A 25,746-nucleotide genomic window follows, 5' to 3' on the forward strand; every position below is an offset into this window, starting at 1 on the left:
CGTAGGTACGAATCCGTTCCAGCAGGAGGCTCGCATGCCCAAGGGACCGGCCGCCCGTATCATGGACCCGGTGCTGCATCCGCTGCCGCCGGTCCTGCAACCGGGACCAGGCAGCGTGAACGTGATCATCGGCGGGATGCTGGCCTGGCGCGGCGTGCCGGCCGCCGCCGCTGCCGCGATCCAGGCCGCCAAGGCAATCTCCGATGCGGCTCTGCAGGTGGCTCAGGCGGCCACCGTCGCCGCGGCCGGCACGCCGGGAGCACCGGCTGCCATCGCCGCCGAGGAAACCGCCAAGAACTCAGCCGCCGCCAGCATGGGCTCGACGATCACAGGCGCGGCAGGCGGCGCCGATATCCATATCTGCCTGACGCCGCTGGGCCCGTTGCCGCTGCCGACGCATGGGCCAGGCGTCGTCATCGACGGCTCGCAGACGGTGCTGATCAACAACCTGCCGGCCTGCCGGATGGGCGATACGATCATCGAGGCGCTCGGCCCGCCCAACAAGATCATGATGGGCCTGCCCACCGTGATCATCGGCGGCTGATGTCAGATTGATTCAAGACAGCGGCGGAAGCCGTTGAGACGGAATCGTTTTCTCGCTGCGAGGTGCGATGGCGAAAAGCAGGCGGACGGTGCCGGACCGGGCGGAAGCGAAGAGCGAACGCTTCCGCCACAAGATCGTGCAGCGCCTGTCCTCGGACCAGCGCCGGGCGAAGAACCATGGGCTCGCCCGCAATGGCAGGGTCGCCGAGACGCTCTGCTTCATGGCGCTGATCCGCGATCCCACGCGGCGCAAGCGCCCGATCCTCCCCATTCCAAACGTGAGCTGCACGGCGGCGGTGCGCCAGTTCTTCCGGGCCGATGACGGCGAGCAGGCGGCGCATCTCCTGCCTGGCCAGATTTCCATCGACGGCGCCTTTCCCTGGCTGTTTCTGGCTGGGGCGGCGGCGCGGCAGCTGGAAAACCTCTTCGCCTATGTCGAGCCGCTGCGGGCCGACTACAACAAGGCCGATTCCGCCGCCGAGGCGAACGGCCTGACCGACGCCTTCGCCGATGCCTGCCGGAGGGTTTTGACGGGGAAGGGGGAGGCCGCCGCCGATATCGTCGCGGCCTATGAGCAGGCCTGGATACCCGGCGCGCTTGCTGCCTTCGCCGCCGCCGAGGCGCAGAAGCGCAGCAAGCCGACCCCGCCGCCGCTCGAGCGCGGCACCGGCCTGGAATACGGCATGATCCTGAATTTCGAGGAGCGGATGGCCGCCTTCGAGGACGACTCGATCTGGGCGACCTACGAGCAGCTCAGCATCCTCGGCTATTACAAGGTCGCGATGGACGATGCGCCGCGCCAGCTCCAGCCGCGCGCCATCCGCGAAATCCTGGCGCTGCCGTCGGCTTGACCGGGCGGGGCGGGCGGGCCAAGCGAGCTGCGCCATTTCTCTCGCGACAGGACGTAAAGCCCATGACCATCGAACGCATCGGACTCGCCGCCCGCTACTGCGATGCCGCTATCTTCAACGGCATCATCTTCCTCGCCGGCCATGTCGCCGAGAAGACGGAAGGTGCTTCCCTGACCGAGCAGACCGAGGAGGTGCTGGCGCTGCTGGAAGACACGCTGGCGCAGGCCGGCAGCCGCAAGGAGCGCATCCTCAGCGTCCAGATCTTCCTCACCGATATCAGCAAGATCGGCGAGATGAACGCGGTCTGGGACAAGTGGGTTGCGAAGGGCCATTCTCCGGCGCGCGCGACCGTCGAGGCGAAGCTGGCCTCGCCGGGCTACGCCATCGAGATTACCGCGGTCGCGGCGAAGGGTTGACCGACCGGGGCGTCATTCTCGGGCGAAGCGTAGCGCAGACCCGAGAAACTCTTGCCGAAAGGGGCGCCTTCTCGTCCTGAGATGCTCGGGTCAAGCCCGAGCATGACGGCCTTGTGCCCGTCACTTCCCGCCGCGGTCGTAGCACTCGGCGAAATAGATCATGAAGGCGTCGACGAGGCCGTTCTCGTAAGGGGCGGTCTTGGCGTCCCAGCGCGCGACATAGGCCTCCCACATCTTGGCCTTGCGCGAGCCGATCAGGCCACCGAGGCCGCCATCCTGGGCCGTTGCCTCGTTGATCGCCTGCGGATCGAGGTCCTCGACCAGCATCTTGAGGGCGTGCTGCATGGCCGAATAGGTCTTGATCTGGTGCGCCTTGAGGTCGCGGAAGCTCTCGTCGAAGGCGCGTTTGGCATCGAGATAGCCGCTGCGCGGCTGGCCGAAGATCAGTTGCAGGGCGTCGTCGACCGTTGGCGAGAATTTCAGCGGGTTGTTGTCCTGCGCCTGGATCATCGTCTGGCTGGTGCTGCGGGCGATGCGCTTGGTCTCGGCGCGGGCGGCGAGCAGCCCTTTCAGCTCCTCGGCGATGAGCCGCATCAGGCCGCCGAGTTGCTCGGCGAAGGCACCAGGGTCTTGCGTCGCCAGCGCTTGCGGCGAGACGCCGGCGCCCTTGGCGAAGCGCTGCATGAACTCGCCCATCGAGATCGGGGCAGGCGCGCCGGGTTGCGGTGCGGCAGGTTCAGCCGGGAAGGGCGGCGGCGCGAAGGCCGGTGCCGGCTCGGGAGGCTGCTCAGCCGCCGTATCGGGCGGAAGCGCGTCCTCGGCCGGCTCGTCCCACGGGCTGGCGCTGGCCGGGTTGTTCGCGGGCGGGCGCCGCGGCGTCGGGATCGGTGCGACCGGCTCCTCCGGCGGAAGGGGCTGCGGCTGGAGCGGTGCCCAGGCGAATTCGTCGTTTCGTGCCGCGGGAGGCGACCAGTCCCGCGCGGGCGGAGGTGGCGGCTCGGCGCTCGGAGCCGGGATGTCGGCCGCCCAATCGATGAAGCCGGCATGGACCGGCCTGGCATGGTTCGGCGGCATCAGGTCGCGGCGCGGGATCGGCGGCGCGGCCTCCTCGCTCTGCGCCCACAGCGATTCCGGCTGGGCGGCGTAGGGCGGCGGGGCAGGGGCAATGTCGGCGGCTTGTCCGGCCTCGCCCTCGATGGCAACGGCGATGATGTAGTGGCCGATCTCCAGCCTGTCGCCGTTCTGGAGCCGGTAGGGAGATTGCACGCGATGCTCGCCGCCATTGACGAAGGTGCCGTTGGTCGAGATGTCGCGCAGCCACCAGCCGCCGTCGCGGAAGCGGATCTCGCAATGGCGGCCGGAGACGGCGCGCGACGGATCGGGCAGTGCCCAGTCGAGATGCTGGTCGCGGCCGATATCGAGGCCGCGCCCGCCGCTGGTGGTCACGCTGAGCGGGCCGCCATCGGGCAGCGAGGTCTCGTTCTCGATCGTCAGTGTCAGCGCCATCGCGGACATCCCGTTACGGCCTGAGCGAAAGGATCAGCGCTTGCCGGCATCGTCTTCAGCCAAACGAATGCATGCTTCGACGCAAGTGCGCAACGCGCCTTCGCGCTCGCGTGCGGGAAGGCGATTAATCGCATTGAGCACCGCGATCCGCGCCATCTTCGCGGTGAGGTCCGACGGCGTCGGGATCGGGTGGCTCTCCGACATGCTGCCGCCTGAATAGCCGGCAGCCCAGGCGACGAAGGTGCCGGGCCGCGCGCTGTCACCGGTCTGGGCCTGCCGCAGGGCCTCGAAGCGGGTCTTGTCGCCGGGTTCGCGCACCCAGGCCTCGGCGGCAGCAAGGCCGGGGTCCTGCGTGCCGGGCGGCTGCATCGAGCGCACCGCCTGCAAGGCCCACCAGACCGTCTCGCGCCGGGGCAAAAGGAACGCACAGAAGCTCGCCGCCTCCGTCGGCGCCGGACCCCTGACGAGCCGGCCGAGGAAAGCCAGCGGCGGCTCGGTGGTCGGCGCCATCGTGACGGCCTGACGGGCCGCGGGATAGGTCTCGAACACTTCGCGGGCGGTGCTGAAGCGCAGGCGTGACATGGAGGCTCCGGCCGTTCTGTCGTTGTCGGTCTACGGGGTCAGTTGATGTTCACCATTGGCGCCTTGACGACGAGGATGCCATCGCTCTTCACCTCCGTCAGCGCCTGGCTATGGATCGTGATGGTCGGCGATTTGATCTCGATGCTGCCGGGCGTCATCTTGATCGTGCTCTCGCCGACCTTGAGATTGATCTCCGTGAGCGCCTCGACATCGAGCTTGCCATTCTGAACGTCGAGCTTGTCGTTGCCCTTGATGAGCGTCGTCTCGCGCGAATAGCCCATGCCCTGGTAGCGTTCGCCGATATCGCGGGTCTCGATGTTGTTGACCGTGATCTTGTGGTCCTTCTCGGTCCGGATCTCCAGAACCTCCTGGTCCTTGCGATCCTCGAACTTGATCTCGTTATAGGTGTCGGAGAAGCCGGCTCCATCCGTCGATTCCGATTTGAGGCCGGACTGGGTCTTGTTTGCCGGCAGTTCGTAGAGTGGCTTGTGCTGGTCGTTGACGACGGCGCCGACGACCAGCGGCAGGTCCGGGTTGCCCTCGATATACTCGACGATAACCTCCTGGCCGATGCGGGGGATGATCTGCCCGCCCCAGCCCTTGCCGGCCCACATCTGCGCGACGCGGGTGCGGCAGGAGGTCGAGCCGTCCTCGCGATCCCAATGGAAGCGCAGCCAGATGCGGCCGTATTCATCGACGTCGATATCGCCTTCCTCGCCCTGGTTCTTCTCGCCGACCACCTTGGCGGTGTGCGGCCCATAGACGGTCGGGCGGGGCGTCACGATCGGCGCGCGGAAGCGCTTGTCGCTTTTCTGGAGTTCGTAGGAACCGTGATAGAGCGCTTCGTCCCGGCGCCCCGAGGAGCGATAGCTCTGGATGCCGAAGGCGTGGGTGGCGCGAACGACGATGTATTCGCTGTTCTCGGCGCCGGTCGGGTGGTCGCAGAGCTTCATCAGCGCGCCGGGATAGAGGCTCGCGGCATCGCCGCCGGCATAGCGGCGGTCGTCCTGCGCCTGTTCGGCCTGCGCCATCACGCGGGCGAAGTGCTCGCCCTGGTCGCGCTTGGTGTAGGCGGCCGGGTAGTCATAGGCCTCGTAGGACTTGGCTTTCGGGAAGCCTTCCTCGGCGCGGGCCGTGAGATCGGATTCCGATTTCTCGAAATCATAATCCTTGAGCTCGAACTTGCCGGTGCGCAGGCGGCGGATCGTCGACCAGTGGGTGAGATGCTCGACCATGCTGCGCGGGAAGCGATTGCCCTGCTGGACGAAGGCATAAGCCGAGGCGTCGCCCTGGAAGCTCGGCTCGGCCGCCGCCGTCACCTGGTCATGGGCGGAGCGGGAATCGCAGAGCACGAGCTTGTGGTCGCCGTCGCTGTGCTTGAAATAATAGTAGATGCCGTACTGCTCCATCAGGCGCAGCACGAAGTCGAGATCGGTCTCGCGATACTGCACGCAGTAATCGATCGGCTGGAGCGTCTCGCTGGTGCGGTCGTCGAAGCTCGCCGACCCCTCCTTCTTGAAAATCTCCTTGATGATGTCGAGCGCGGTCTTGTTCTTGAAGATCCGGCAATCGGCCCGCTGCGAGAGCAGCCAGAGCCAGGGCTTGAGCGTGAAGCGGTAGATATGGAGGTCGTCCTGCTGGCCGAGCCATTGGGCATCAACCAGCGTGCCGTTCAGCACACGCTCGCTCTTGTTCTTGAGCGTGAACTTGATCGAGCATTTTTCGCTCATGATGCTTTGCAGGTCGGCGTTCTCAGTCTTGCTGGTCGCCTCAATATTATAAGTGAATAATTCGCTCAAAGCTTCGTTGGCTTCGAACTTGATAAGTGTAAATTCGTCTTTCCCCGCCGGAGTTGAAAAAGACGCGGTTCTTTGTTCTTGCCCAAGAGCGGATGGCATCAATTGAACCTTTCGATTCGCGTCTCTATTTTTATCTTGACGTAGGTGATTTCTAGGTTCATCCTTCGGTCCCTAAGTCATCAACTGCCAGACGGCGAAATTCAGCGGGAGTGTTCCCATGCGCAAGCAGCCCGGCTTCACTGCCTTTGTCGCTCTGACCGGCGCCATGGTTCTCTCCATGGCGAACATGGCGGGCGCGCAGACCTACAAGGCCGAAGACATCGTCAAGCATTTCGGGCCGGCGGTCGCGCCCAAGCCCGCCCTGACGCGGGGGCTCTGCGTCGGTACCGAGGCCGAATGTGCCAGGGCCGGGCAGGTGGTCGAGCCCGCCAAGCCCGTCAGCGCTTTCGACCTCGTGGTGAAGTTCAAATACAATTCCGACGAGCTGGAGCCCGAGGCCAAGCTCAACCTGGACGAGTTCGCGAAGGCGCTGAAGAACCCGCAGCTCGCGAAGCAGACCTTCATGGTCGAGGGGCATACCGACGCCGCCGGCAGCGCGTCCTACAACCTCAACCTGTCGCAACGCCGCGCGCAGGCCGTCGTCCGCTATCTCGGCGGGCATGGCGTCAAGGCCTCCAACCTGGTGGCCAAGGGCTACGGGCAGAGCAAGCCGATCGCGGCCGATCCGCTCTCCGGCGACAACCGTCGGGTCGAGACCCGCCTGCGGACCGAGTGAAGCAAGACGAGAGGCGGCTGCGGCGCCTCCGGCCGTGGCCGGGGCGCTGCTCCTGTGAGCGGGGAGAGCGATGGCGGGCCTGAATTTCGCCGAACTGACGAAGCCGATCTCGGCAGACGAGCCCTGCGGGCCGGATCTCGAGGACGATCTCGATTTCATGAATGCCACGGCGCGGCTCGAGGTCGCGCTGCCGGCCTCGTATTTTCGCCGCGACGACGACGGCCGGCAGATTGCCTTCGACCGGACGAGCATCGAGTTTCCCGCCGCCTTCGCCGAGCTCGGCAAGCTGCTGGAGCGCTCGCGCGACCTCAGGCTCTTCGTGCTCGCGGCCAAGCTCACGATCCTCAATCGGGACGTACCGGGATTCACGGCGTGCCTCTCAGCCATGGCCGATCTCCTCGGCTCGCACTGGGAGGAGGTGCATCCGCGCGCGATGGATGGCGATTTCGTGATGCGCGAGGTCGCCCTGCAGGGGCTCGACGAACTGGCGACGGTGGTGCTGCCGCTGCAGCACGCCCCGCTCTTCGTCAGCCGGCGGATCGGCCCGCTCATGTTCCGCAGCCAGCTCGTGGCCAGCGGTGAGACCAAGCTGGTCGATGGCGAGCAGCATCCCGATGCGAGCACGATCCAGGCGGCGCTCAGCGAGGCCGATGTCGACGATCTGGTCGCGGTTCTCGGCCGTGCGAATGCGGGGCGCGACGCGCTCGCGCGCCTGCGGACGAGCTGGCTGGAGAAGGTCGGTGTCGATCATCCCCTTAGCTTTCCGCGCCTGGCGGCGCTGCTGGACCAGATCGCTACCTTCCTCGATGCCGCGGTCGCGCGGCGCGTCCCGGGCCATCAGGCGGCGGGTCTGGAGCCGGCGGCGACCGGTCCGCAGGGCTCGGCAGCAAACACCGTCAGCTTCAGTCCCGGCAGCGTTTCGAGCATCCTCCAAGTGAAGGATACGCTCTCTGCCTGCCTCGGCTACTTTCGCAAAACCGAGCCGTCGAGCCCGGCCGTCCTGCTGATCGGGCAGGCGCAGCAGCTGATCGGAAAGTCGTTGATCGAGGTCATCCAGATCATGTTCCCCGAGCATGTCGACAAGGCGGTGATCGAGATCGGCGAGCAGCGCCGGTTCCGCTTGCCGCTCGAGCGGCTGCCGGCGCCTGACGGCTACGAGGCGGAGAGTGCCTACGAAGCCGATGGCGATGCGGACCAGAGCTACGGCGACGGTTCGGAGGAGGCCGAGGAGAGCTACGACAGCGATGCCGAGGCCGGCGATGACGCTTCCGAAGGCGGGGCGGAGGAGGAGGTCGCCGCAGAGGCGGCTGAGACTTCCAGTCCCCCGCCGAGCCCGGTGCCGTCCACGATCGTGATCGGCAGCCGCGCGGATGCGGTGGGTGCGATGAGGGCGGTCGCCGCGTTCTATCGCCAGGTCGAGCCCTCGCACCCGACGCCGCTCCTCATGGACAAGGCCTGTGCGCTGGCGCAGCATGATTTCATGTCGCTTCTCGGCAACATCCTGCCAGATGTCGTGCCGTTGCCGGAGACCGACAGCTAGGGAAGTTTTTCGTCATTGCCTTGAACCTCCCGTCACGGTCGAGAGACTATATCGATGACGGGTGAAACCGGATAGGATGTCACGTTACGTCGGCGTGGCACGAATGCAGAGGGGCACGTCACATGGCCGGAGATTCTGGACAGAAGTTCATCCGCCGCAACAGGCCGCCTCGGGTCCACATCACCTATGAGGACCCGTACAACGCGGAGCAGAAGATCGAGCTGCCCTTCGTGATGGGCGTGATGGCCGATCTCTCGGGCAATGCCTCGGCGATCGAGAAATCCGACATCTCGCAGCGCAAGTTCCTCGACTTCGACATGGACAATTTCGATCAGCGCATGGCCGCGATCGAGCCGGCCGTGTCGTTCAACGTGCCCAACAAGTTGGGCGACGACAGCAGCGAGAAGCTCTCGGTGGCGCTGAAGTTCTCGAAGTTCGAGGATCTCAACCCGGCAGCCATCGCCCGCCAGATCCCGGCGACGGCGAAGCTTTTGGAGGCGCGCGAGCAGCTCGCCAACCTGTTGCGCTACATGGATGGCAAGATGGCCGCCAGCGACCAGATCAAGGCGCTGCTGGCCGATCCCCAGTTGATGGCGGCCCTGAAGGACCGGCTCGGCAAGGGCGAGCCTTCCGAAGACAAGACGGCAAACTGAGGCAGGGCGCAGGCCCGCCTCCGGGGCGCGCCGCGGGGAACCGGAACCGGTTTTCGCGGGAGCGATGCTCCGGGCGATCTGAAGCGATCCCGTCCGCATGGGACGGGGCAGGGCCTGCAGGCGGTTAAGCGAGCGAGGCGGCAATGGCAGCGGAAGCACAATCCCAACAGCCCGGCGGGGCAGCAGTCGAGACGCGCGAGATCGACGATTTCTCGGCGATCCTGAAGCAGAGTTTCAAGCCCAAGACGGAACGCGCGGCGACCGAGGTCGAGAACGCGGTCGCGACCCTGGTCAACCAGGCGCTGGCGGACCAGACCCTGATCAAGGGCGACGTCATCGACACGATCGAGGAGATGATCGCCAGGCTCGACGCCAAGCTGACCGAGCAGATGAACGAGGTGCTGCACGCGCCGGAGTTCCAGAAGATCGAAAGCGCCTGGCGCGGTCTCAACTATCTCGTCTTCAATTCGGAGACGGACGCACAGTTGAAGATCAAGGTGATGAACGTCTCCAAGAGCGAGCTCTATCGCAACCTCAAGACGTTCCCCGGCGCGCGCTGGGACCAGAGCCCGCTGTTCAAGCAGATCTACGAGCAGGAATTCGGCCAGCTCGGCGGCCAGCCCTTCGGCTGCCTGGTCGGCGACTATCATTTCAGCCATGTCCCGACCGACGTGCAGCTCCTGCGCGATCTGTCGAAGGTGGCGGCGGCGGCGCATGCGCCCTTCTTCGCCGGGGCAGACCCGACCCTGATGGGCATGGATGCCTGGACGGAGCTGTCGAACCCGCGCGATCTCGGCAAGGTCTTCGATACGCCTGATTATGCCGCCTGGAAGGGCCTGCGCGATGCGGCGGATTCCCGCTATGTCGGCCTGTGCCTGCCACGGGTGCTGTCGCGGGTGCCCTATGGCGCCAAGTCGGAGCCGGTCGAGGAATTCGCCTTCGAGGAGGATACCGACGGGCACAAGGGCGAGAAATACGCCTGGATGAACGCGGCCTATGCCATGGCGGTCAATGTCAACCGCGCCTTCAAGGAATATGGCTGGTGCACGCGCATCCGTGGCGTGCAGTCGGGCGGCGAGGTGCTCAACCTGCCGACCCATACCTTCCCGACGGATGATGGCGGCGTCGACCTGAAATGCCCGACCGAGATCGCGATCAGCGACCGGCGCGAGGCGGAGCTGGCGAAATCCGGCCTGATCCCGCTGATCCATCGCAAGAACACCGACAAGGCCGCCTTCATCGGCGCCCAGTCGCTCTACAAGCCCAAGGCCTTCTCGGGGCCGGACGGCGTGGCGGCCACCGCATCCGACAACCTGTCGTCGCGGCTGCCCTACATGTTCGCGGTCTCGCGCTTCGCGCACTACCTGAAGTGCATGGTTCGCGACAAGATCGGCTCCTACAAGGAAAAGGAGCCGCTGCGGCGCTGGCTGCAGGAGTGGATCACCGACTATGTCGACGGCGATCCGGTCAATTCCAGCGAAGAGACGAAGGCGCGGCGCCCGCTCTCCGATGCGCGCATCGATGTCTTCGAGGACGAGGAGAATCCTGGCTACTACTCGGCCAAGTTCTATCTGCGGCCGCACTTCCAGCTCGAAGGCATGGATATCGGCCTGAGCCTGGTCTCGCGACTGCCAGCTCCCAAGCAGTGATCGTCACCTGATCCACGGGTGACGGCGACAACGAGGATCTTCGGCGTGCCGGCCGGTCGAGGCCGGCGCGACAGGAGAAGTGCGTGCACAGCGGGCCCGCATCCGCGCGCCCATAGCAATCCCTACTCTGGAGGTAACAATGGCTAGCGACTTCCTGCTCGAGATCGATGGCATCAAGGGCGAAAGCAAGGACAAGAACCACAAGGACACGATCGAAGTGGATTCCTTCTCCTGGGGCATCAGCAATGCGGGCTCGCATGCGTCGAATGCCGGCGGCGGCGCCGGCAAGGCGAGCTTCCAGGACATCCATTTCACGGCCTCGGTCGGCAAGGCCTCGGCCAACCTGGCGCTGTCCTGCGCCAGCGGCAAGCACATCAAGAAGGCGGTGCTCTTCGTCCGCAAGCAGGGCGAGACGCAGCAGGACTATTATGTGGTCACGCTGGAGGACCTGCTGGTGTCGAGCTACCAGTCCGGCGACGCCGCCGGCGGGGCGAGCATCCCGACCGACCAGTTCTCGCTGAACTACGCGAAGATCAAATACGAGTACAAGCCGCAGAAGCAGGACGGCTCGCTCGACGCGCCGATCACCATGACCTGGGACATCAAGACCCACTCCAAGTGAGCTGAAGCTTGTCGGCCCCGGCACCCGCCGGGGCCGATGGCTTGTCTTGCTTTGCCTTGCCGATGGTACGTCAGACCATGGTCGATCCGATCTCGAAGAAGCGGCTGCGACCGCCTTTGATGTTCGCATTTCGGGAGGCGCATCTGGAAAAGGATGCGAGGACCGCGCTCGACCTGAGGGACGAGGGCGGCGAACGCGTGATCGCGCCCCGCCGCGCCGCGCCGCGGGCCGCGATCACCGAGCAGAAGCTGCGCCGCGAGATCGCCGTCGATCTCGATGCGCTCGTCAACACCATCAATCTCGGCTCCTGTGTCGATCTCTCAGGGCTGGAGCACGTGCGCCGCTCGGTGCTCAACCACGGTTTTCCCGACATGACGCGATTGTCGATCGACGAGCACCGCGTCGATGCGATCCGCGAGGATCTCGCCAATGTGCTGGTCGGCTACGAGCCGCGATTGATCCGGAAGTCCGTCGCCGTCGAGCGCGACGCGAGCCTCGATCCGGCCGAGCTGAAGATCCGCTTCCTTGTTCGCGCCGATCTGAATTGCGAACCGCTCAATATTCCCGTCCAATTCGTCGCCGATCTCGAGCTTGATACCGGCAAGATCGCCATCAAGGGCCGATGACGATGAACCAGGAGTTTCTCGACCTCTACAACCAGGAACTCCGGCTCTTCATGGAGCACAGCAAGGAGTTCGCTGAGGAATATCCGGGTATCGCCGAGCGGCTGGGCGGCTTGGCCGGCGAGCGCATTGACCCGATGGTCGGCGGCCTGCTGGAGGGCGCGGCCTTCCTCGCCGCCCGCGTCCAGCTCAAGCTCCGGCATGAATTCCCCGAATTCACCAACAACCTGATCGAGCAGCTGCTGCCGAACTATCTGGCGCCGACGCCGTCGGCGCTGCTGGCCGGCGTGGCGCCGCCTTATTCGGACCCGGCTCTCCGCGAGGGCCTGCGCATCGCACGCGGCTCCTATATCGACGCGACCTATCTGGAGCGCGAGCGCCGCGTCGCCTGCCGCTATCGGCTCGGCGGCGATGTCACGCTCTGGCCCTTCGAGATCACCGCGGCCGAATATATTCCGGCGCCGGGGCCGTTGCAGGCGCTGGGCCTGCGCACCGGCCCACGGGCCCTGTCGGGCCTGCGCATCTCGCTGAACCATCGAGTCATGGCGGATCGGGAGCTGGAGCCCTCCGCCGCGCAGGCGCTGAAGAACCCGGCGAGCTGGTTCGCCGGCTGCCGGACCCGCGAATTGCCCTTCCATCTGCTCGGCAGTGAAGGAGACGCCGTCGCGCTCTACGAGCAGCTCTTCGCGAACTGCATCGGCATCCATTTCCGCCATCTCGACGAATTCGGCGATCCCGTGGTGACGCCGGGCGATGGCTGCCGGATCGAGCAGATCGGGTTCGACGAGGACGAGGCGCTGCTGCCGGCCGATACCCGCATCTTCCGTGGCTTCGACCTGTTGCGGGAGCTGTTCTGGTTCCCGCGCAAGTTCCTCGGCTTCCGGCTGGAGGGGCTTAGCGGTGTCATGCCGAAGCTCAAGGCCAAGGCAGTCGACATCATCTTCGTCTTCGACGAGGTGAACACGCGTTTGCCCGGCGCCGTGCGCAAGGAGATGTTCGCGCTCTACGCGTCGCCCGCGATCAACCTGTTCGAGAAGACGACAGACCGTATCCCGGTCAAGACGAACCAGCACGAGTTCCATGTCGTGCCGGACCGCAGCCGCGTGCTCGACTACGAGCCGCACAGCATCCTCTCCGTCCACGCGCATTATGTCGGCGGACGGGAGAAGCAGCCGGTCCATCCGCTCTACTCCTCGCCCGAAGGCGCTTCGCCGACGCAGGGGCTGCATTACACGCAGCGCCGCCTGCCGCGGCGTCGCTCCTCGGCCGAGCGCCGGCAGGGCAAGGCGTCCGACTATACGGGAACGGAGATGTTCATCTCGCTGGTCGAGCCGGCGGGCGTTTCCGACACCGCTTCGGTGGCCGAGCTCAGCGTGCGGGCGCTCTGTTCCAACCGGCACCTGACCGAGCATCTGCCGACGGGGCAGGGCGGCGCCGATTTCCGCCTGATCGACAATGTCTCGCTCGATATCGCCTGCCTGGCAGGGCCGACGCCACCGCGCGAGCCGGTCGTGTCCCAGCTCAAGCTGCGCTCGGAGACCGCCAGCACCGGCGTCGTGACCTGGCGATTGGTCAACCTGATCAGCCTGAACCATCTCGGGCTCGTCCAGCGCGGGGCGGGCGAGAATGGGGAGGCGCTGCGCGAACTGCTGTCGCTCTTCGCCGATCTCGCCGACAGCGCGACCGAGCGGCGCATCCGCGGCATTAAGAGCGTCGACAGCCGCGCGGTCGTGCGTCGCTTCCCGCAGCGGGCGGGGACAGGCGCGGCGCGCGGGCTCGAAATCACCGTGCTGCTCGACGAGAAGGCCTTCGAGGGCTCGGGCGTCTTCCTGCTGGGGGCGGTCCTCGACCGCTTCTTCGCCGAGTATGCCGCGATGAATCATTTCACCCAGACGGTGATCCGCACGGTCGAGCGCGGCGAGGTCATGCGCTTTCCGCCGCGGGCCGGCGCGAGGCGCATCCTGTGAGCGAGGACGCCGCCACCTCGCTGGAGAAGGCGCCGAACTACCAGGCGCAGCTTGAGGCCGAGCCCTGGCGCTTCGACTTCTACGCGGTGATGCGCCGGCTGGAGAGGAGCTTTCCGGACCGGCCGCGCGTCGGCGAGGTCGCCTCGCGGCGCGAGGAGTATGTCGCGCTGGGCGAGCAGCCCTATCTCGACTTTCCGGCGTCGAGCCTTGCCGAGGCCGATCGCGACGGGCAGGGGCGCCTGCGGCTCTTCGTCAAGTTCCTCGGCCTGCTCGGGCCGCAGGGGCCGTTGCCGCTGGCGACGACCGAGGAGAGCTATCACTGGACGTTGGCGCGCGACGACGCTTTCCCGCGCTTCCTCGACATCTTCAACCACCGCTTCCTGCAATTGTTCTATCGGGCCTGGGCGGATTCGCGGCCGATCGCGCAGCATGACCGGCCCGATCTCGACCGCTTCGCCGCCTATATCGGCAGCATGATCGGGGTGGGCTCGAAGCCCTATCTCAAGCAGGACACGGTGCCCGATGCCGAGAAGCTCGCGCATGCCGGCTTGATCGGCGCGCAGGCGAAATCGGCGTCGCGCCTGCGGCGCTTCCTCGCCGGCCTGTTCAAGGCCGATATCGAGATCGAGCAGTTCACGGGAATGTGGCTGGTCTTCGACCCGGCCGACCGCTCGCGGCTCGGCGGCTCGCATTGCACGCTCGGCGGCGACGCGCTGCTGGGCGGCAGCGTCTACAGCGTCGAGGACAAGTTCCGCGTGAAGATCGTCGCGCGCGACCTCGAACAATTCGAGCGCTTCCTGCCGAATGGCGACCGCTGCGAGCCGCTGGCGGATGCGGTGTTCTTCCATCTCGGCGAGCAGTTCGAATGGGATGTCGAGCTCGCCTTGCCGGTCGGTGAGGTCAAGCCGGTCCGGCTCGGCCAGTCCGGCCATCTCGGCTGGACGAGCTGGATGGCGCCGAACTGGGATGTCGAGGAGGGCGCTTTGCGCCGCGACGCCCGCTTCCATCCCGCCGAAAGCCTGCGCCTGAAACGAAGCCGCGCTGCGGCCACTGGACACTGAAGGGGACGACCATGGCCGATATCAGCCTCGAAGCCGTCACAGGCAAGCTCAACCGGGTCGGCTACGACACCTTCCTGCAGGCGCTCCGGCAGGCGAAGGGGGCGGGGAACCGCAATGTCGAGCTGGCGCATTGGCTGCTCCAGATCCTGCAGGGCACGTCGAACGACCTGACCCTGACGGCAGACCATTACAAGCTCGACCGCGCCAAGATGCTGATGGAGCTTGGCGGCGTGGTCGAGGGCTTCCGCCGCAACGAGACGGAGATGCCGGGCATCGCCAACCATATCGTCGATATCCTCGACCGTGGCTGGCACTACGCGACCCTGTTCTTCGGGGAGACGCAGATCAGGACCGGCCATCTCTTGGTCGCGGCGCTGAAATCGACCGAACTGCGCCGTGTTCTGACGGGGCTCTCCAAGGAATTCTCCAAGATCCCGGTCGAGGAACTGGCCGCAGGCCACGGCAAGATCTGGGAAAGCTCGGAAGAGGAGAATCTCCGGCCGATGGACGGCTCTGGCCTGCGTGCGGCGGGAACGCCCGGCGCGGAGCAGGCCGAGGGCGCGAAGGGCACGACCGCGCTCGACCGCTTCTCGCAGGACCTCACCGTCAAGGCCCGTTCCGGCACGATGGATCCCATCCTCGGCCGCGACGACGAGATCCGGCAGGTCATCGACGTGCTGATGCGGCGGCGCCAGAACAATCCGATCCTCACCGGCGAGGCCGGCGTCGGCAAGACCGCGATCGCCGAGGGCTTTGCCCAGCGCGTCGCTTCCGGCGATGTGCCGCCGCCACTCAGGGGCGTGCGCGTCTGCGCGCTCGATATCGGCCTGATGCAGGCCGGTGCCTCGATGAAGGGCGAGTTCGAGCAGCGCCTGCGCTCGGTGATCGACGAGGTGCAGTCCTTGCCGACGCCGGTGATCCTGTTCATCGACGAGGCGCATACCCTGATCGGGGCCGGTGGGCAGGCTGGCACGGGTGATGCCGCCAACCTCCTGAAGCCGGCGTTGGCGCGCGGCACTTTGCGCACCATCGCGGCGACGACATGGTCGGAATACCGCCAGTATTTCGAGAAGGACCCGGCGCTGACCCGGCGCTTCCAGCCGGTGCAGGTCGACGAGCCGGATGTGGCGCGCTGCTGCACCATGCTGCGTGGGCTGATCGGCCCGATGGAGAAGCACCACAAGGTCCGCATCTCGGACGCGGCGATCGTCGCGGCGGTCTCGCTGTCGCATCGCTATATCCCGGCGCGTCAGCTCCCCGACAAGGCGGTGAGCCTGCTCGACACGGCCTGCGCCCGCGTCGCCATCAGCCAGAGCGCGACCCCGGCCGCGATCGAGGACGCGCGCGTCGCCATCGCCTCGCTGGAGCAGGAGAAAGCGGCGCTGACGGCGGATGCCGATCTCGGCACGGACGCCAGCAAGCGCCTTGGCGAGATCGAGGCCGAGATCGCAGAGCGGCAGGAGAAGCTCTCGGGCCTCGAAGGCGCCTGGGCGGGCGAGCTCGCCATCGTCGAGGAGATCAAGGCGCTGCGCACCAAACTCGGCGAAAAGGCGCCGGGCGGGGAGGCGAAGAAGGGAGCGGGCACGCAGGAGGCGAACGAGAATGTCGCGCCTGCGCCGACTGAGGCGGAGGCTTCCGCTCTGGAGGCTGCTGCCGATCCGGAAGAATCCCGTGCTGTCCTCAACGCGAAATTCGCGGCACTGAGCGAGATCGATCCGGCTAACCGGATGATCTATGCCCATGTCGACGAGCAGTCGGTCGCCTCGGTCGTCTCGGACTGGACCGGCATCCCCGTCGGCCGGATGGTCAAGGACGAGATCGAAACCGTGCTCAACCTTGCCGAGACGCTGAACAAGCGCGTCGTCGGCCAGGGCCACGGCATCGGCATGATCGCCAAGCGCATCGAGACCAACCGCGCCAGGCTCGACAATCCCAACAAGCCGATCGGCGTGTTCATGCTCTGCGGCCCCTCCGGCGTCGGCAAGACCGAGACGGCGCTGGCGCTGGCGGAATCGCTCTATGGCGGCGAGCAGAACGTCATCACCATCAACATGAGCGAGTTCCAGGAGGCGCATACCGTCTCGACGCTGAAGGGCGCACCTCCCGGCTATGTCGGCTATGGCGAGGGCGGGCGGCTGACGGAGGCCGTGCGGCGAAAGCCCTATTCGGTGGTGCTGCTCGACGAGGTCGAGAAGGCGCATCCCGACGTGCACGAACTGTTCTTCCAGGTCTTCGACAAGGGCCAGATGGAGGATGGCACCGGCCGGCGCATCGACTTCAAGAACACGCTGATCATCCTGACCTCGAATGTCGGCACCGACGAGATCATGAGCCTGTCCGCCAACGGCGCGGCCAAGCCCGATCCGGAGGTCATGGCCGTGAGCCTGAGGCCGGCACTGCTCAAGGTCTTCCCGCCGGCGCTGATCGGGCGGTTGGTAACGATCCCCTATTACCCGCTGTCCTCGGACATGCTGGCCGGGATCGTCAGGCTCCAGCTCGGCCGTATCGGCAAGCGACTCAGCGAGAACCACAAGGCGGCCTTCGTCTACGACGATGCGGTCGTCGAGCACATCGTCGGCCAGTGCAACGACCCGGATTCGGGCGGACGCATGATCGACAACATCATCACCAACTCGATGCTGCCGGCGCTCTCGCGCGCGATTCTCAACCTGCAGCTGGAGAAGAAGCCGCTGACCGAGGCGAAGGTCTCGGTCGAGGAGGGCCAATTCGCCTATCAGGTGGCGTGAACCGCCGCCGCGTGCTCCGCGACTAATGGCGGCTGGGGGCGGCGCATCCTTCGGGTGCGGCCCGGTGCTCCGGCTTGTCGACGGAGCACCGGATGTCCGGGACGCAATTCGCGTTTCCCGGCCCGATGCTTCGGGCCGCAGGGAGACGTTGGATGGCCTGGTCTGAATATGCCGACTGGTGGGATAAGCAGAAGCTTGAGACCGAGAAGATCCTCGGCGAATGGGTTCAGGACAATCCGCAATGGTGGGCGGTGGCCGTCGCCACCGGCGTGCAGACCTCGATGGACCTGGGTGGAGGCTATGTCGATGTGCTGCGCTTCGGCGAAGGCATCGCTGAGGGTGGCCTGGCCGGGGTGGGCAAGGATGCGCTGCGCCTGCTTGCCATCCTGGGGCCGCTGGGCAAGGGCGGCGGGATGCTGTCGCGACTCATCCACACGCAGGCCATACGGCTCGCGGTGCAGGTCAAGGGCGTGACCGGACCCTGCACCTTCCAGGCGGTCAATAACGTCGTGGCGATCACGCGCGGCAAGACCTATTTCATCACCCTCGATGAAATGGCTGCCGCAGCTGGAAGGGCGGTCGGCTCGCTCGGGAGGAACGAGAAGGGAGTGCCGATACTTGCCATGTCGGTCGAGAAGGGTCTGCAGTTCCTGACGGCGCAGGGAGCCAAGATCACGCGCCTGAATCAGGCACAGACCATCAGGGACATCGTCCGCGCCGCCGAAACCCAGGATGGCGTGGTGGTCTTTGCCATCCGCTGCTGGGTGAAGACGGCCAAGGGCGAGATGCTGGAGGTCAAGCACACGGTCCTTGCGGTGCGGGACGTCTTCGGGCGGGTTCGCTTCTCCGACTATAAGGGCAAGTACTTCACGACGCTCGAGGATCTGGTCCGGCGCTGGGGGCGGCTTCAGACTCCCATGGGGCTGATGGAGGGGCAGTCCGTCGGCCTGGTCAATACCCTTGGGCCTACTGCCGTGATGGAGAACATGCTCGCGCTCGTGCCGGGTGCGGCCATGCTGATCGCGGGCGTCACCGCGATCGAGACAAGCGAGGGCGTCGATTTCGCCGTTCCTGTCGTGGTGGCGGCGACCTCGGTTCCCTCCAGGCGCGACCCGGCGCCGCCCGAGATCGTCAAGAGCAGTTTCAAGGTCTATCGCGAGCGCCGGCAGGGCAAGACCGTGATCCGGCTCCCGGAGATCGCGATCAAGGCCGGCGAAAAGGCCGCGCCGAAACCGGAATACCTCACGGGGGTGCAGTTCCGGCTCAATGCGCTCGGCTTCGGCGCCGGACGTGTCGACGGCATCAAGGGGCCGAAGACCGCCAAGGCGGTGAAGCTCTTCCAGAAAGCCTATCCGCCGCTCAAGGTCGACGGCGTCCCGGGACCGAAGACGCAGGAAAAACTCGTCGAGATCTGTGGCTTCTGAGGCTGGCTGCTCTGGCGATCCCGGCTTGCCTGCCGGGATCGTCGATTGCTGCGGAATAGATTCCGATTCTGGTCGTAAGTGATTGTTCTAGAATGTAAATTGAATCAGGCGACTGTAGCGGATTCCCGCTGCATGAAATCGTCGAGCGCCTCGCTCTCGGCCTTCGACAATCGCAGGCCGAGCTTGCCCCGGCGCCAGAGCACATCCTGCGCCCGGCGCGCCCATTCCGCCTTCATCAGGTAGCGGATTTCGCGCTCGTAGAGGTCCGCGCCGAAATGCCGGCCGAGATCGGCGAGGCTCTTCGCATCGCCGAGGATATCGCGGGCGCGGGTGCCATAGGCGCGGGCGAGCCGCATCGCCGTACGGCGTTCGAGCCAGGGATAGGCGCTCGCGATCCCGCTCACGAGCGCATCGAAGCCGCCGACCGGGAAATCGCCGCCGGGCAGGGCGCCGGCCACTGTCCATTCGGCGCGGGCGGCCCAGGGCGCGAGCGGCGCGAGCTTCGCGATCGCGGCCTCGGCGAGGCGGCGATAGGTCGTGATCTTGCCGCCGAAGACGGACAGCAATGGCGCCTCGCCTTCGGGAGCGTCGAGCGTCAGCACATAATCGCGCGTCGCCTCCTGCGCCTTGGATGCGCCGTCGTCATAGAGTGGGCGCACGCCCGAATAGGTCCAGACGAGCGATTCCGGCGTGACGGGCTGGCGGAAATACTCGCTCGCGGCGGCGCAGAGATAGGCGATCTCGTCCGGCGTCGCGACGACCTCGGCGGGGTCGCCGTGATAGTCGCGGTCGGTCGTGCCGATCAGCGTGAAATCCTGCTCGTAGGGGATGGCGAAGATGATGCGTCCGTCCGCGTTCTGGAAGATGTAGCAGCGGTCGTGCTCGTAAAGCCTGGGCACGACGATATGGCTGCCCTGGACCATGCGGACGCCGGCCTTGGCATTGGTGTGGATGACGCCGTTCAGGACCTCGCCGACCCAGGGACCGGCGGCGTTGATAAGCGTGCGCGCCCAGACAGTCTGGCGGCCTTCGGGGCCGTCCGTGTCGAGCTGCCAGAGGTCGTTCTCGCGCCGCGCCGCAGTCACGCGTGTGCGGGTGTGGATCGCGGCGCCGCGCACGGCGGCATCCATCGCGTTCAGCACGACAAGGCGGGCATCCTCGACCCAGCAATCGGAATATTCGAAGGCCTTGGCCTGATCGTCCTTGAGCGGCCTGCCGACTACGTCATGGGCGAGGTCGAGCGTGCGCGTCGCCGGCAGGAGCTTGCGGCCGCCGATATGGTCGTAGAGGAACAGGCCGAGCCGCAGCAGCCAGGCCGGGCGCAGGCCCTTGTGATGCGGCAGCACGAAGCGCAGCGGGCGGATGATATGCGGTGCGATCGCCCAGAGCCGCTCGCGCTCCATCAGGGCCTCGCGGACCAGCCGGAACTTGTAGTGCTCGAGATAGCGCAATCCGCCATGGATCAGCTTGGTCGAGCGCGAGGAGGTGGCGCTGGCGAGATCGTCCTTCTCGAACAGCACGACGGAGGCGCCGCGCCCGGCCGCATCGCGGGCGATGCCCGCGCCGTTGATGCCGCCGCCGATGACGGCGAGGTCGTAAGGAGTAGTGAGGGCGGTGCCGAAGCCGGCTAAGGGCGAGGTCGTTTCGGAAGCCATGCGCGTCTTCTGGGAGGCTGGGAGAGGCTGATCGAAGGCGTCATCCAATCCCGGCCGGGACGACGCGACAAGCCTGCTCCTGCGATCAATTCGGGGAGGATGTCAATTCGGGTGGCTTGACGCGCGGCGCGCGAGGCCGGAACAGGGCACCCGGGCAGGGCATGGCGGCAGGATGAGCCAGTCGGTGGAGCAAGAGCGCGGGAGGCGGTTCCCGGAGCGGGCGGAGGCTGTCCTTCGCGCGGTGCTGGAATATGCCGGCGCGGCGATCCTGGCGGTGCTGTTTCTCGTCGTCATGGCGGCTGTCCTGCAGCGCTATCTGTTCGGCGGCGGCTTCGTCTGGTCGGACGAGCTCGCGATCTGGCTGCATCTGGCGCTGATCGCGGTCGGCGCGCCGCTTGCGGTCACCGGCACGCTGGCGATGCGGCTCGATGTTCTGGTCCGCTTGCTGCCGGCGTTGCCGCAGCGGATTGCGGCCGTTCTCGCGGATGCCATCGCCTTCCATGGCGCGCTCGTGCTGGCTGCGGGCGGGGCGAATGTCGCTTTGCTCGTCGGCGGGCATTCGACCGTGCTCGGCCTGCCGGAAGCCTTGCGCTTTGCCGCCTTCGCCTGTGGCGGCGGGTTGACGCTCCTGATGCTGTTCCTGCGAGGTGGGATCGAGCGCGGCTGGGCCGGCGCGTTCGCTGCGCTCATGCTCGGTGGCTGTCTCTACGGGCTGGCGCAGCTCTCCTTCGATTTCTTCCCGACGCCGAGCCTTGTCGCGGCACTCGTCGCGGGGGCAGGGCTTTTGCTTGGTGCGCCCTTGCCATTCGCGCTTCTGGCCGGCGTCTCGCTGACCGGGCCGTTCGGCGGCCTGATGCCGGAGCCGGCGATCGTGCAGACCCTGGTCGGCGGCGTCGGCAAGTTCCTGCTGTTGGCGATTCCCTTCTTCCTGCTGGCCGGCGAATTGCTGACAGCGGGCGGGTTGGCCGAGCGCCTGATCCGCTTCGCGGCGACGCTGGTCGGCCATTGGCGGGCAGGGCTGGCGCAGACCGCGCTGGTCGCGAGCGTGCTGTTTTCAGGCGCCTCCGGTTCCTCGGTGGCGAATGCCGCCTTCGGGGCCAAGGTGATGGCGCCGACCTTGGTGGCGCGGGGCTATCCGCCGGCCAATGCGGCGGCGATCGTCGCCGGCGTCTCGATGCTCGACAACATCATCCCGCCCTCGATCGCCTTCCTGATCCTGGCGAGCGCGACCAATCTTTCGGTCGGCTCGCTCTTGGTCGGCGGCTTCGTCGCCGGCGGCGTGCTGGCGCTGGCCTTGGCGATCGGCATCCATCTCAGCGTCCGCGACGTCGTCGACGCAGCGCCGAAGGCGAGCGCGGCCGAGCGGGGCAGGGCGCTGATCGGCGCTATCCCCGCGATCGGGCTCGGCATCGTCGTGGTCGTCGGAATCCGCTTCGGCGTGGTGACGGTGACGGAGGCCTCGGCGCTCGCTGTCGCCTATGCCGTCATTGCCTGCCTCGTGCTGCGCAGCCTGAACGGGCACGGCGTGCTGGCGGCCCTGCGCAAATCGGCGGCGGAGGCGGCGGCGATCGGCCTGCTGATCGGTGCATCTGCCCCCTTCGCCTTCCTGCTCGCGGTCGACCGGGTCTCCGAGCAGATGGCCGGGCTCGTCACCGCGTTCGGCGCCGGGCCCTATGCGGTGATGCTGCTCGCCAATCTCGTGCTGCTGGTCGCCGGGCTCTTCCTCGATATCGGCGCGGCCATCCTGCTGCTCGCGCCGCTGCTCCTGCCGGTGGCGGTCGCGGCGGGGCTCGACCCGATCCAGTTCGGCGTGGTGCTCGTCGTCAACCTGATGATCCATGGGCTGACGCCGCCGCTCGGCATCCTCGTCTATGTCGTCAGCGGCATCATGCGGGTGCCTGCCGGAGCCGTTTTCCGGGCGGTGCTGCCGCTGCTCGGCGTGCTGCTGGCGGCCCTCATGGTGCTGTCGCTGGGCATGGCTGCGTGGCCCGCGCTTGCGCCGGGGCTCAAGGCGCTGTTCTGATGCGCTTTCCTTCGCCCGGCGCCCGCGCCGTTCCATTGCCTACGCCGTGAGCCGGCCCGGACTCCGATATGATCTTCACCGATATCGCGACGCGGACCTACAACCACGGTTGGCGGCTCGACCCGATCATCCGCAGCCTGCTCGACACGGATTTCTACAAGCTGCTGATGCTGCAGATGATCCGGGCCTTCCACCCGGATGTGCAGGTCACCTTCTCGCTGATCAACCGCTCGAAGCATATTCGCCTCGCCGATATCGTCGATGAGGGCGAATTGCGGGCGCAGCTCGACCATGCCCGCTCGCTGCGCTTCACCAAGAACGAGCTGATCTGGCTGTCGGGCAACAGCTTCTACGGCAAGACGCAGATGTTCTCGCCGGATTTCATGGCTTGGCTCGCCGATTTCCAGTTGCCCGATTACGACCTGCGCAAGGTTGACGGCCAGTACGAATTGCATTTCGAAGGGCCCTGGACCGACAGCACGATGTGGGAAGTGCCGGCGCTGGCGATCGTCAACGAGCTCCGGGCGCGCCGGGTCATGGTCGGCCAGAAGCGCTTCTCGCTCGACGTGCTCTATGCCCGCGGCAAGGCGAAGATGTGGGACAAGGTCGAGCGGCTGCAGAAGCTGCCGAACCTCAAGCTCTCCGATTTCGGCACGCGTCGCCGCCATGGCCATCTCTGGCAGCGCTGGTGCGTCGAGGCGCTGAAGGAAGGGTTGGGCTCGGCCTTCACCGGCACCTCCAACGTGCTCTTGGCGATGGATGCCGATCTGGAAGCCATCGGCACGAATGCGCATGAACTGCCGATGGTGCTCGCGGCGCTCGCCGATTCGGATGAGGAATTGCTGCGCGCGCCCTATCGCGTGCTCGACGAGTGGCGCCAGGTCTATGGCGGCAACCTGCTGATCGCGCTGCCGGACGCCTTCGGTTCGCAGAGCTTCCTGCGCCATGCGCCGGACTGGGTCGCCGACTGGACCGGCTTCCGCCCCGACAGCGCGCCGCCGATCCCGGCCGGCGAGACGATCATGGCCTGGTGGCGCGAGCATGGGCGCGATCCGCGCGACAAGATGCTGGTCTTCTCCGACGGGCTCGATGTCGACGCGATTGAGCGCGTCTACCATCATTTCGACGGCAAGGTCCGCATGGCCTTCGGCTGGGGCACGGACCTAACCAACGATCTCGTCGGCTGCTCGCCGGACGGCTCGCGCGCGCTCGATCCGATCTCGCTGGTCTGCAAGGTTACCAAGGCGAACGGGCGGCCGGCGGTGAAGCTCTCCGACAATCCCGAGAAGGTCTCGGGCGATCCGGAGATGGTGAAGCGCTACCGGAGGGTGTTCCAGTAAGGCGTCGCGCCGCCGGCCCTATGGCTTGAGGCCAAGGAAGGTGAAGGGCTTCGATGCCACGAATTTCTCCGTCGCGTCGCCGGCATAGACATGATCCTGGTCGCGGCCGAGATCGAGCTTGCGGGTGCCTGCCCCCGACGCGAAGTCGATCTTTTTCAGGTCGACCCAGAAGGTGTTCGGGGTCAGCGCCGATTCGAAGAAATAGAGCTTGCGGGCGTGGTCGACGACGGTGCGCCAGCGTGTCGAGGAGATGTTGGGCTCCTCCGGCGTGTTCAGTCCGAACGGCACCGAGACATTGCGGATCACGCTGAAGACGCTGGCGACGGCCCGGTTCGGATCGTCGAATTTGGGGATCGCGTTTGCATAGAACGAAGCGCGGGCGAAACGGTCGGCAGCCCGGTTGGTGCCGGGCAGCATCACTGTGCCGCCGATCTGCTTCCAGTATTCGTTCAGCGCGAGCTGCTTGTCGAAGATCGGCGAGTTGGTCATCACCTGATACTGGCGGCCATGATGGATGACCTGCTTGCCGCCGATATATTCGACGATCGCGCTGTCGCCCGTGGCATCCGATAGCGAGAGATGAAGCGTTGCCAGCCGCGTCTCGCCGGGGACCGCATCGGTGACGATTGTGAACGGCTCCTGGCGCAGTGCTTCCACCGCCTCGGCCACCGTGCCGAAATTGTCGAGCGCGTATTGCGCCCAGGCGGCGATGGTCAGGCCCGGTTTCGAGCCTGCGTCGAATTTCGGATACTGCGATTCCACGAGCCAGAGCACGTTGGCGGAAAGCCCGGCCTCGTTGACGCCGTCCGTGGTCGAGATGTCGTAGCCCGAGGCGATGACGCTGCCGTATTTCGCGGTCCAGCGGATCGAGTTCGGTCCGGCTTCGCCGGTGCGCTCGACGCCGCGCGGCATGATCCAGAGATTGGTCGCGACGTCGCTTTTCCAGTCCATCGAGCGCGCGGTGATGACGCGGCCCTCGGCTCCGAAATAGACGAAGCGCGTGCAGGCCTGTGCCGTCTCGCCGGCGAGGAGTGCTCCCGCCATGGCTAGTGCTGCGAGATGATGCAGTGTGGCACGGGTGTTTCGGGACATCGCTTTGCTTCCGATCCGCAGCGTTCTCGAAGCTCGGGAGATCACGTCTTAACGGCCTTCCATGACCAATCTTGCATCGCCGCGCAAAAACCCCTAATGCGACCGCGTTTCTGGGCCCGAAGGGCCGCCTTCGAGGACAAGGGTGTCATGGCCAAAGAGAAGTTTTCGCGGAACAAGCCGCACTGCAACATTGGAACGATTGGTCACGTTGACCATGGCAAGACGTCTTTGACGGCTGCGATCACGAAGGTTCTGGCCGAGACGGGCGGCGCTTCGTTCACGGCGTATGACCAGATCGACAAGGCTCCGGAAGAGAAGGCCCGCGGCATCACGATCTCGACCGCTCACGTCGAGTACGAGACGGCGAACCGCCACTACGCCCACGTCGACTGCCCCGGCCACGCCGACTACGTGAAGAACATGATCACGGGCGCGGCGCAGATGGACGGCGCGATCCTGGTTGTGTCGGCTGCCGACGGCCCGATGCCGCAGACCCGCGAGCACATCCTGCTGGCGCGCCAGGTCGGCGTTCCCGCGCTGGTGGTGTTCATGAACAAGGTCGACCTGGTCGACGACGCCGAGCTGCTGGAGCTCGTCGAGATGGAGATCCGCGAGCTTCTCTCGAAGTACGACTTCCCGGGTGACGACATCCCGATCACCAAGGGCTCGGCCAAGGTCGCGCTGGACAACGGCGACAAGGCGATCGGCCATGACGCGGTGGTCGCGCTGATGAAGACGGTCGACGACTACATCCCGCAGCCGGAGCGTCCGATCGACCAGCCGTTCCTGATGCCGGTCGAAGACGTGTTCTCGATCTCGGGCCGTGGCACGGTCGTGACCGGCCGCGTCGAGCGCGGCATCGTGAAGGTCGGCGAGGA

General features: G+C 66.2%; 21 protein-coding genes. 16 read left to right on the forward strand and 5 right to left on the reverse strand.

Annotated features, from left to right (window positions below):
- The first annotated feature begins 34 nt into the window (after positions 1–34).
- The 3 genes from AC3WMA_RS24960 (at position 35) to AC3WMA_RS24970 (ending at position 1,810) form a co-directional block, all read left to right on the forward strand.
- Positions 35–544, forward strand: coding sequence for a PAAR domain-containing protein (locus AC3WMA_RS24960; RefSeq protein WP_492287959.1), 510 nt, complete (start codon positions 35–37; stop codon positions 542–544).
- Positions 545–611: 67 nt separating this feature from the next.
- On the forward strand, positions 612–1,394 hold the full coding sequence (locus AC3WMA_RS24965) for a hypothetical protein (protein ID WP_492287960.1): 783 nt from the start codon (positions 612–614) through the stop codon (positions 1,392–1,394).
- Between the two features lie 62 nt (positions 1,395–1,456).
- The gene (locus tag AC3WMA_RS24970) at positions 1,457–1,810 is read left to right on the forward strand and encodes a RidA family protein (RefSeq protein WP_336812475.1); all 354 of its coding nucleotides are present in this window, start codon (positions 1,457–1,459) and stop codon (positions 1,808–1,810) included.
- A gap of 120 nt (positions 1,811–1,930) precedes the next feature.
- Here the strand turns inward: AC3WMA_RS24970 and tagH are convergent, their stop codons facing one another.
- The 3 genes from tagH to AC3WMA_RS24985 are packed head-to-tail and all read right to left on the reverse strand — an operon-like array spanning position 1,931 to position 5,796.
- Entirely contained in the window at positions 1,931–3,316 is a 1,386-nt protein-coding gene (gene tagH / locus AC3WMA_RS24975; RefSeq protein ID WP_492287961.1) for a type VI secretion system-associated FHA domain protein TagH, read from the reverse strand.
- A gap of 33 nt (positions 3,317–3,349) precedes the next feature.
- Positions 3,350–3,898, reverse strand: coding sequence for a DUF6931 family protein (locus tag AC3WMA_RS24980; RefSeq protein ID WP_492287962.1), 549 nt, complete (start codon positions 3,896–3,898; stop codon positions 3,350–3,352).
- Positions 3,899–3,936: 38 nt separating this feature from the next.
- Positions 3,937–5,796: a type VI secretion system Vgr family protein gene (locus AC3WMA_RS24985; RefSeq protein ID WP_492287963.1), complete on the reverse strand. Its 1,860-nt coding sequence runs from the start codon at positions 5,794–5,796 to the stop codon at positions 3,937–3,939.
- 118 nt (positions 5,797–5,914) lie between these two features.
- Between AC3WMA_RS24985 and AC3WMA_RS24990 the strand changes: the two genes are divergently transcribed.
- From AC3WMA_RS24990 to AC3WMA_RS25035, 10 genes are all read left to right on the forward strand, one after another.
- On the forward strand, positions 5,915–6,472 hold the full coding sequence (locus tag AC3WMA_RS24990) for an OmpA family protein (protein ID WP_492287964.1): 558 nt from the start codon (positions 5,915–5,917) through the stop codon (positions 6,470–6,472).
- 70 nt (positions 6,473–6,542) lie between these two features.
- Positions 6,543–8,012, forward strand: coding sequence for a type VI secretion system protein TssA (locus AC3WMA_RS24995; protein ID WP_492287965.1), 1,470 nt, complete (start codon positions 6,543–6,545; stop codon positions 8,010–8,012).
- A gap of 122 nt (positions 8,013–8,134) precedes the next feature.
- Positions 8,135–8,665: a type VI secretion system contractile sheath small subunit gene (gene tssB / locus AC3WMA_RS25000; protein WP_492287966.1), complete on the forward strand. Its 531-nt coding sequence runs from the start codon at positions 8,135–8,137 to the stop codon at positions 8,663–8,665.
- Positions 8,666–8,808: 143 nt separating this feature from the next.
- The gene (gene tssC, locus AC3WMA_RS25005; protein ID WP_492287967.1) at positions 8,809–10,314 is read left to right on the forward strand and encodes a type VI secretion system contractile sheath large subunit; all 1,506 of its coding nucleotides are present in this window, start codon (positions 8,809–8,811) and stop codon (positions 10,312–10,314) included.
- Positions 10,315–10,453: 139 nt separating this feature from the next.
- Positions 10,454–10,936 (forward strand): Hcp family type VI secretion system effector, encoded by a 483-nt coding sequence (locus AC3WMA_RS25010; protein WP_492287968.1) that lies wholly within the window; start codon positions 10,454–10,456, stop codon positions 10,934–10,936.
- Between the two features lie 119 nt (positions 10,937–11,055).
- Positions 11,056–11,562: a type VI secretion system baseplate subunit TssE gene (locus AC3WMA_RS25015; protein WP_492287969.1), complete on the forward strand. Its 507-nt coding sequence runs from the start codon at positions 11,056–11,058 to the stop codon at positions 11,560–11,562.
- Between the two features lie 2 nt (positions 11,563–11,564).
- Positions 11,565–13,526, forward strand: a complete 1,962-nt coding sequence (gene tssF / locus AC3WMA_RS25020; RefSeq protein WP_492287970.1) for a type VI secretion system baseplate subunit TssF — start codon at positions 11,565–11,567, stop codon at positions 13,524–13,526.
- Positions 13,523–14,587, forward strand: a complete 1,065-nt coding sequence (gene tssG / locus AC3WMA_RS25025; protein WP_492287971.1) for a type VI secretion system baseplate subunit TssG — start codon at positions 13,523–13,525, stop codon at positions 14,585–14,587. Before tssF ends, tssG begins: the two co-directional genes overlap by 4 nt.
- Positions 14,588–14,598: 11 nt before the next feature.
- Positions 14,599–17,334, forward strand: a complete 2,736-nt coding sequence (gene tssH / locus AC3WMA_RS25030) for a type VI secretion system ATPase TssH (protein WP_492287972.1) — start codon at positions 14,599–14,601, stop codon at positions 17,332–17,334.
- A 152-nt stretch (positions 17,335–17,486) separates the two neighbouring features.
- Positions 17,487–18,758 (forward strand): peptidoglycan-binding domain-containing protein, encoded by a 1,272-nt coding sequence (locus AC3WMA_RS25035; protein WP_492287973.1) that lies wholly within the window; start codon positions 17,487–17,489, stop codon positions 18,756–18,758.
- A gap of 104 nt (positions 18,759–18,862) precedes the next feature.
- Here the strand turns inward: AC3WMA_RS25035 and glpD are convergent, their stop codons facing one another.
- On the reverse strand, positions 18,863–20,413 hold the full coding sequence (gene glpD / locus AC3WMA_RS25040; protein ID WP_492287974.1) for a glycerol-3-phosphate dehydrogenase: 1,551 nt from the start codon (positions 20,411–20,413) through the stop codon (positions 18,863–18,865).
- 172 nt (positions 20,414–20,585) lie between these two features.
- On the opposite strand from glpD, the gene AC3WMA_RS25045 reads away from it, so the two are divergent.
- Together AC3WMA_RS25045 and pncB are read left to right on the forward strand one after the other, a co-directional pair.
- On the forward strand, positions 20,586–22,436 hold the full coding sequence (locus AC3WMA_RS25045; RefSeq protein WP_492287975.1) for a TRAP transporter large permease: 1,851 nt from the start codon (positions 20,586–20,588) through the stop codon (positions 22,434–22,436).
- A gap of 68 nt (positions 22,437–22,504) precedes the next feature.
- Entirely contained in the window at positions 22,505–23,776 is a 1,272-nt protein-coding gene (gene pncB / locus AC3WMA_RS25050) for a nicotinate phosphoribosyltransferase (protein WP_492287976.1), read from the forward strand.
- An 18-nt stretch (positions 23,777–23,794) separates the two neighbouring features.
- Here pncB and AC3WMA_RS25055 read toward each other — a convergent pair whose 3' ends face one another.
- Positions 23,795–24,820: a linear amide C-N hydrolase gene (locus AC3WMA_RS25055; protein WP_492287977.1), complete on the reverse strand. Its 1,026-nt coding sequence runs from the start codon at positions 24,818–24,820 to the stop codon at positions 23,795–23,797.
- Positions 24,821–25,015: 195 nt separating this feature from the next.
- Here AC3WMA_RS25055 and AC3WMA_RS25060 point away from each other — a divergent pair.
- On the forward strand, positions 25,016–25,746 hold a 731-nt coding region (locus AC3WMA_RS25060), incomplete at its 3' end, for an elongation factor Tu (protein ID WP_492287978.1).

This window comes from Allobosea sp. FW305-C-101 (assembly GCF_058783685.1).

Excerpts from the sequence above, each read along its gene's own strand:
- AC3WMA_RS24960 (WP_492287959.1), top strand. The coding sequence starts at position 35 with ATGCCCAAGGGACCGGCCGCCCGTATCATGGACCCGGTGCTGCATCCG.
- AC3WMA_RS24965 (WP_492287960.1), top strand. The coding sequence starts at position 612 with ATGGCGAAAAGCAGGCGGACGGTGCCGGACCGGGCGGAAGCGAAGAGC.
- AC3WMA_RS24970 (WP_336812475.1), top strand. The coding sequence starts at position 1,457 with ATGACCATCGAACGCATCGGACTCGCCGCCCGCTACTGCGATGCCGCT.
- tagH (WP_492287961.1), bottom strand. The coding sequence starts at position 3,316 with ATGGCGCTGACACTGACGATCGAGAACGAGACCTCGCTGCCCGATGGC.
- AC3WMA_RS24980 (WP_492287962.1), bottom strand. The coding sequence starts at position 3,898 with ATGTCACGCCTGCGCTTCAGCACCGCCCGCGAAGTGTTCGAGACCTAT.
- AC3WMA_RS24985 (WP_492287963.1), bottom strand. The coding sequence starts at position 5,796 with ATGCCATCCGCTCTTGGGCAAGAACAAAGAACCGCGTCTTTTTCAACT.
- AC3WMA_RS24990 (WP_492287964.1), top strand. The coding sequence starts at position 5,915 with ATGCGCAAGCAGCCCGGCTTCACTGCCTTTGTCGCTCTGACCGGCGCC.
- AC3WMA_RS24995 (WP_492287965.1), top strand. The coding sequence starts at position 6,543 with ATGGCGGGCCTGAATTTCGCCGAACTGACGAAGCCGATCTCGGCAGAC.
- tssB (WP_492287966.1), top strand. The coding sequence starts at position 8,135 with ATGGCCGGAGATTCTGGACAGAAGTTCATCCGCCGCAACAGGCCGCCT.
- tssC (WP_492287967.1), top strand. The coding sequence starts at position 8,809 with ATGGCAGCGGAAGCACAATCCCAACAGCCCGGCGGGGCAGCAGTCGAG.
- AC3WMA_RS25010 (WP_492287968.1), top strand. The coding sequence starts at position 10,454 with ATGGCTAGCGACTTCCTGCTCGAGATCGATGGCATCAAGGGCGAAAGC.
- AC3WMA_RS25015 (WP_492287969.1), top strand. The coding sequence starts at position 11,056 with ATGTTCGCATTTCGGGAGGCGCATCTGGAAAAGGATGCGAGGACCGCG.
- tssF (WP_492287970.1), top strand. The coding sequence starts at position 11,565 with ATGAACCAGGAGTTTCTCGACCTCTACAACCAGGAACTCCGGCTCTTC.
- tssH (WP_492287972.1), top strand. The coding sequence starts at position 14,599 with ATGGCCGATATCAGCCTCGAAGCCGTCACAGGCAAGCTCAACCGGGTC.
- AC3WMA_RS25035 (WP_492287973.1), top strand. The coding sequence starts at position 17,487 with ATGGCCTGGTCTGAATATGCCGACTGGTGGGATAAGCAGAAGCTTGAG.
- glpD (WP_492287974.1), bottom strand. The coding sequence starts at position 20,413 with ATGGCTTCCGAAACGACCTCGCCCTTAGCCGGCTTCGGCACCGCCCTC.
- AC3WMA_RS25045 (WP_492287975.1), top strand. The coding sequence starts at position 20,586 with ATGAGCCAGTCGGTGGAGCAAGAGCGCGGGAGGCGGTTCCCGGAGCGG.
- pncB (WP_492287976.1), top strand. The coding sequence starts at position 22,505 with ATGATCTTCACCGATATCGCGACGCGGACCTACAACCACGGTTGGCGG.
- AC3WMA_RS25055 (WP_492287977.1), bottom strand. The coding sequence starts at position 24,820 with ATGGCGGGAGCACTCCTCGCCGGCGAGACGGCACAGGCCTGCACGCGC.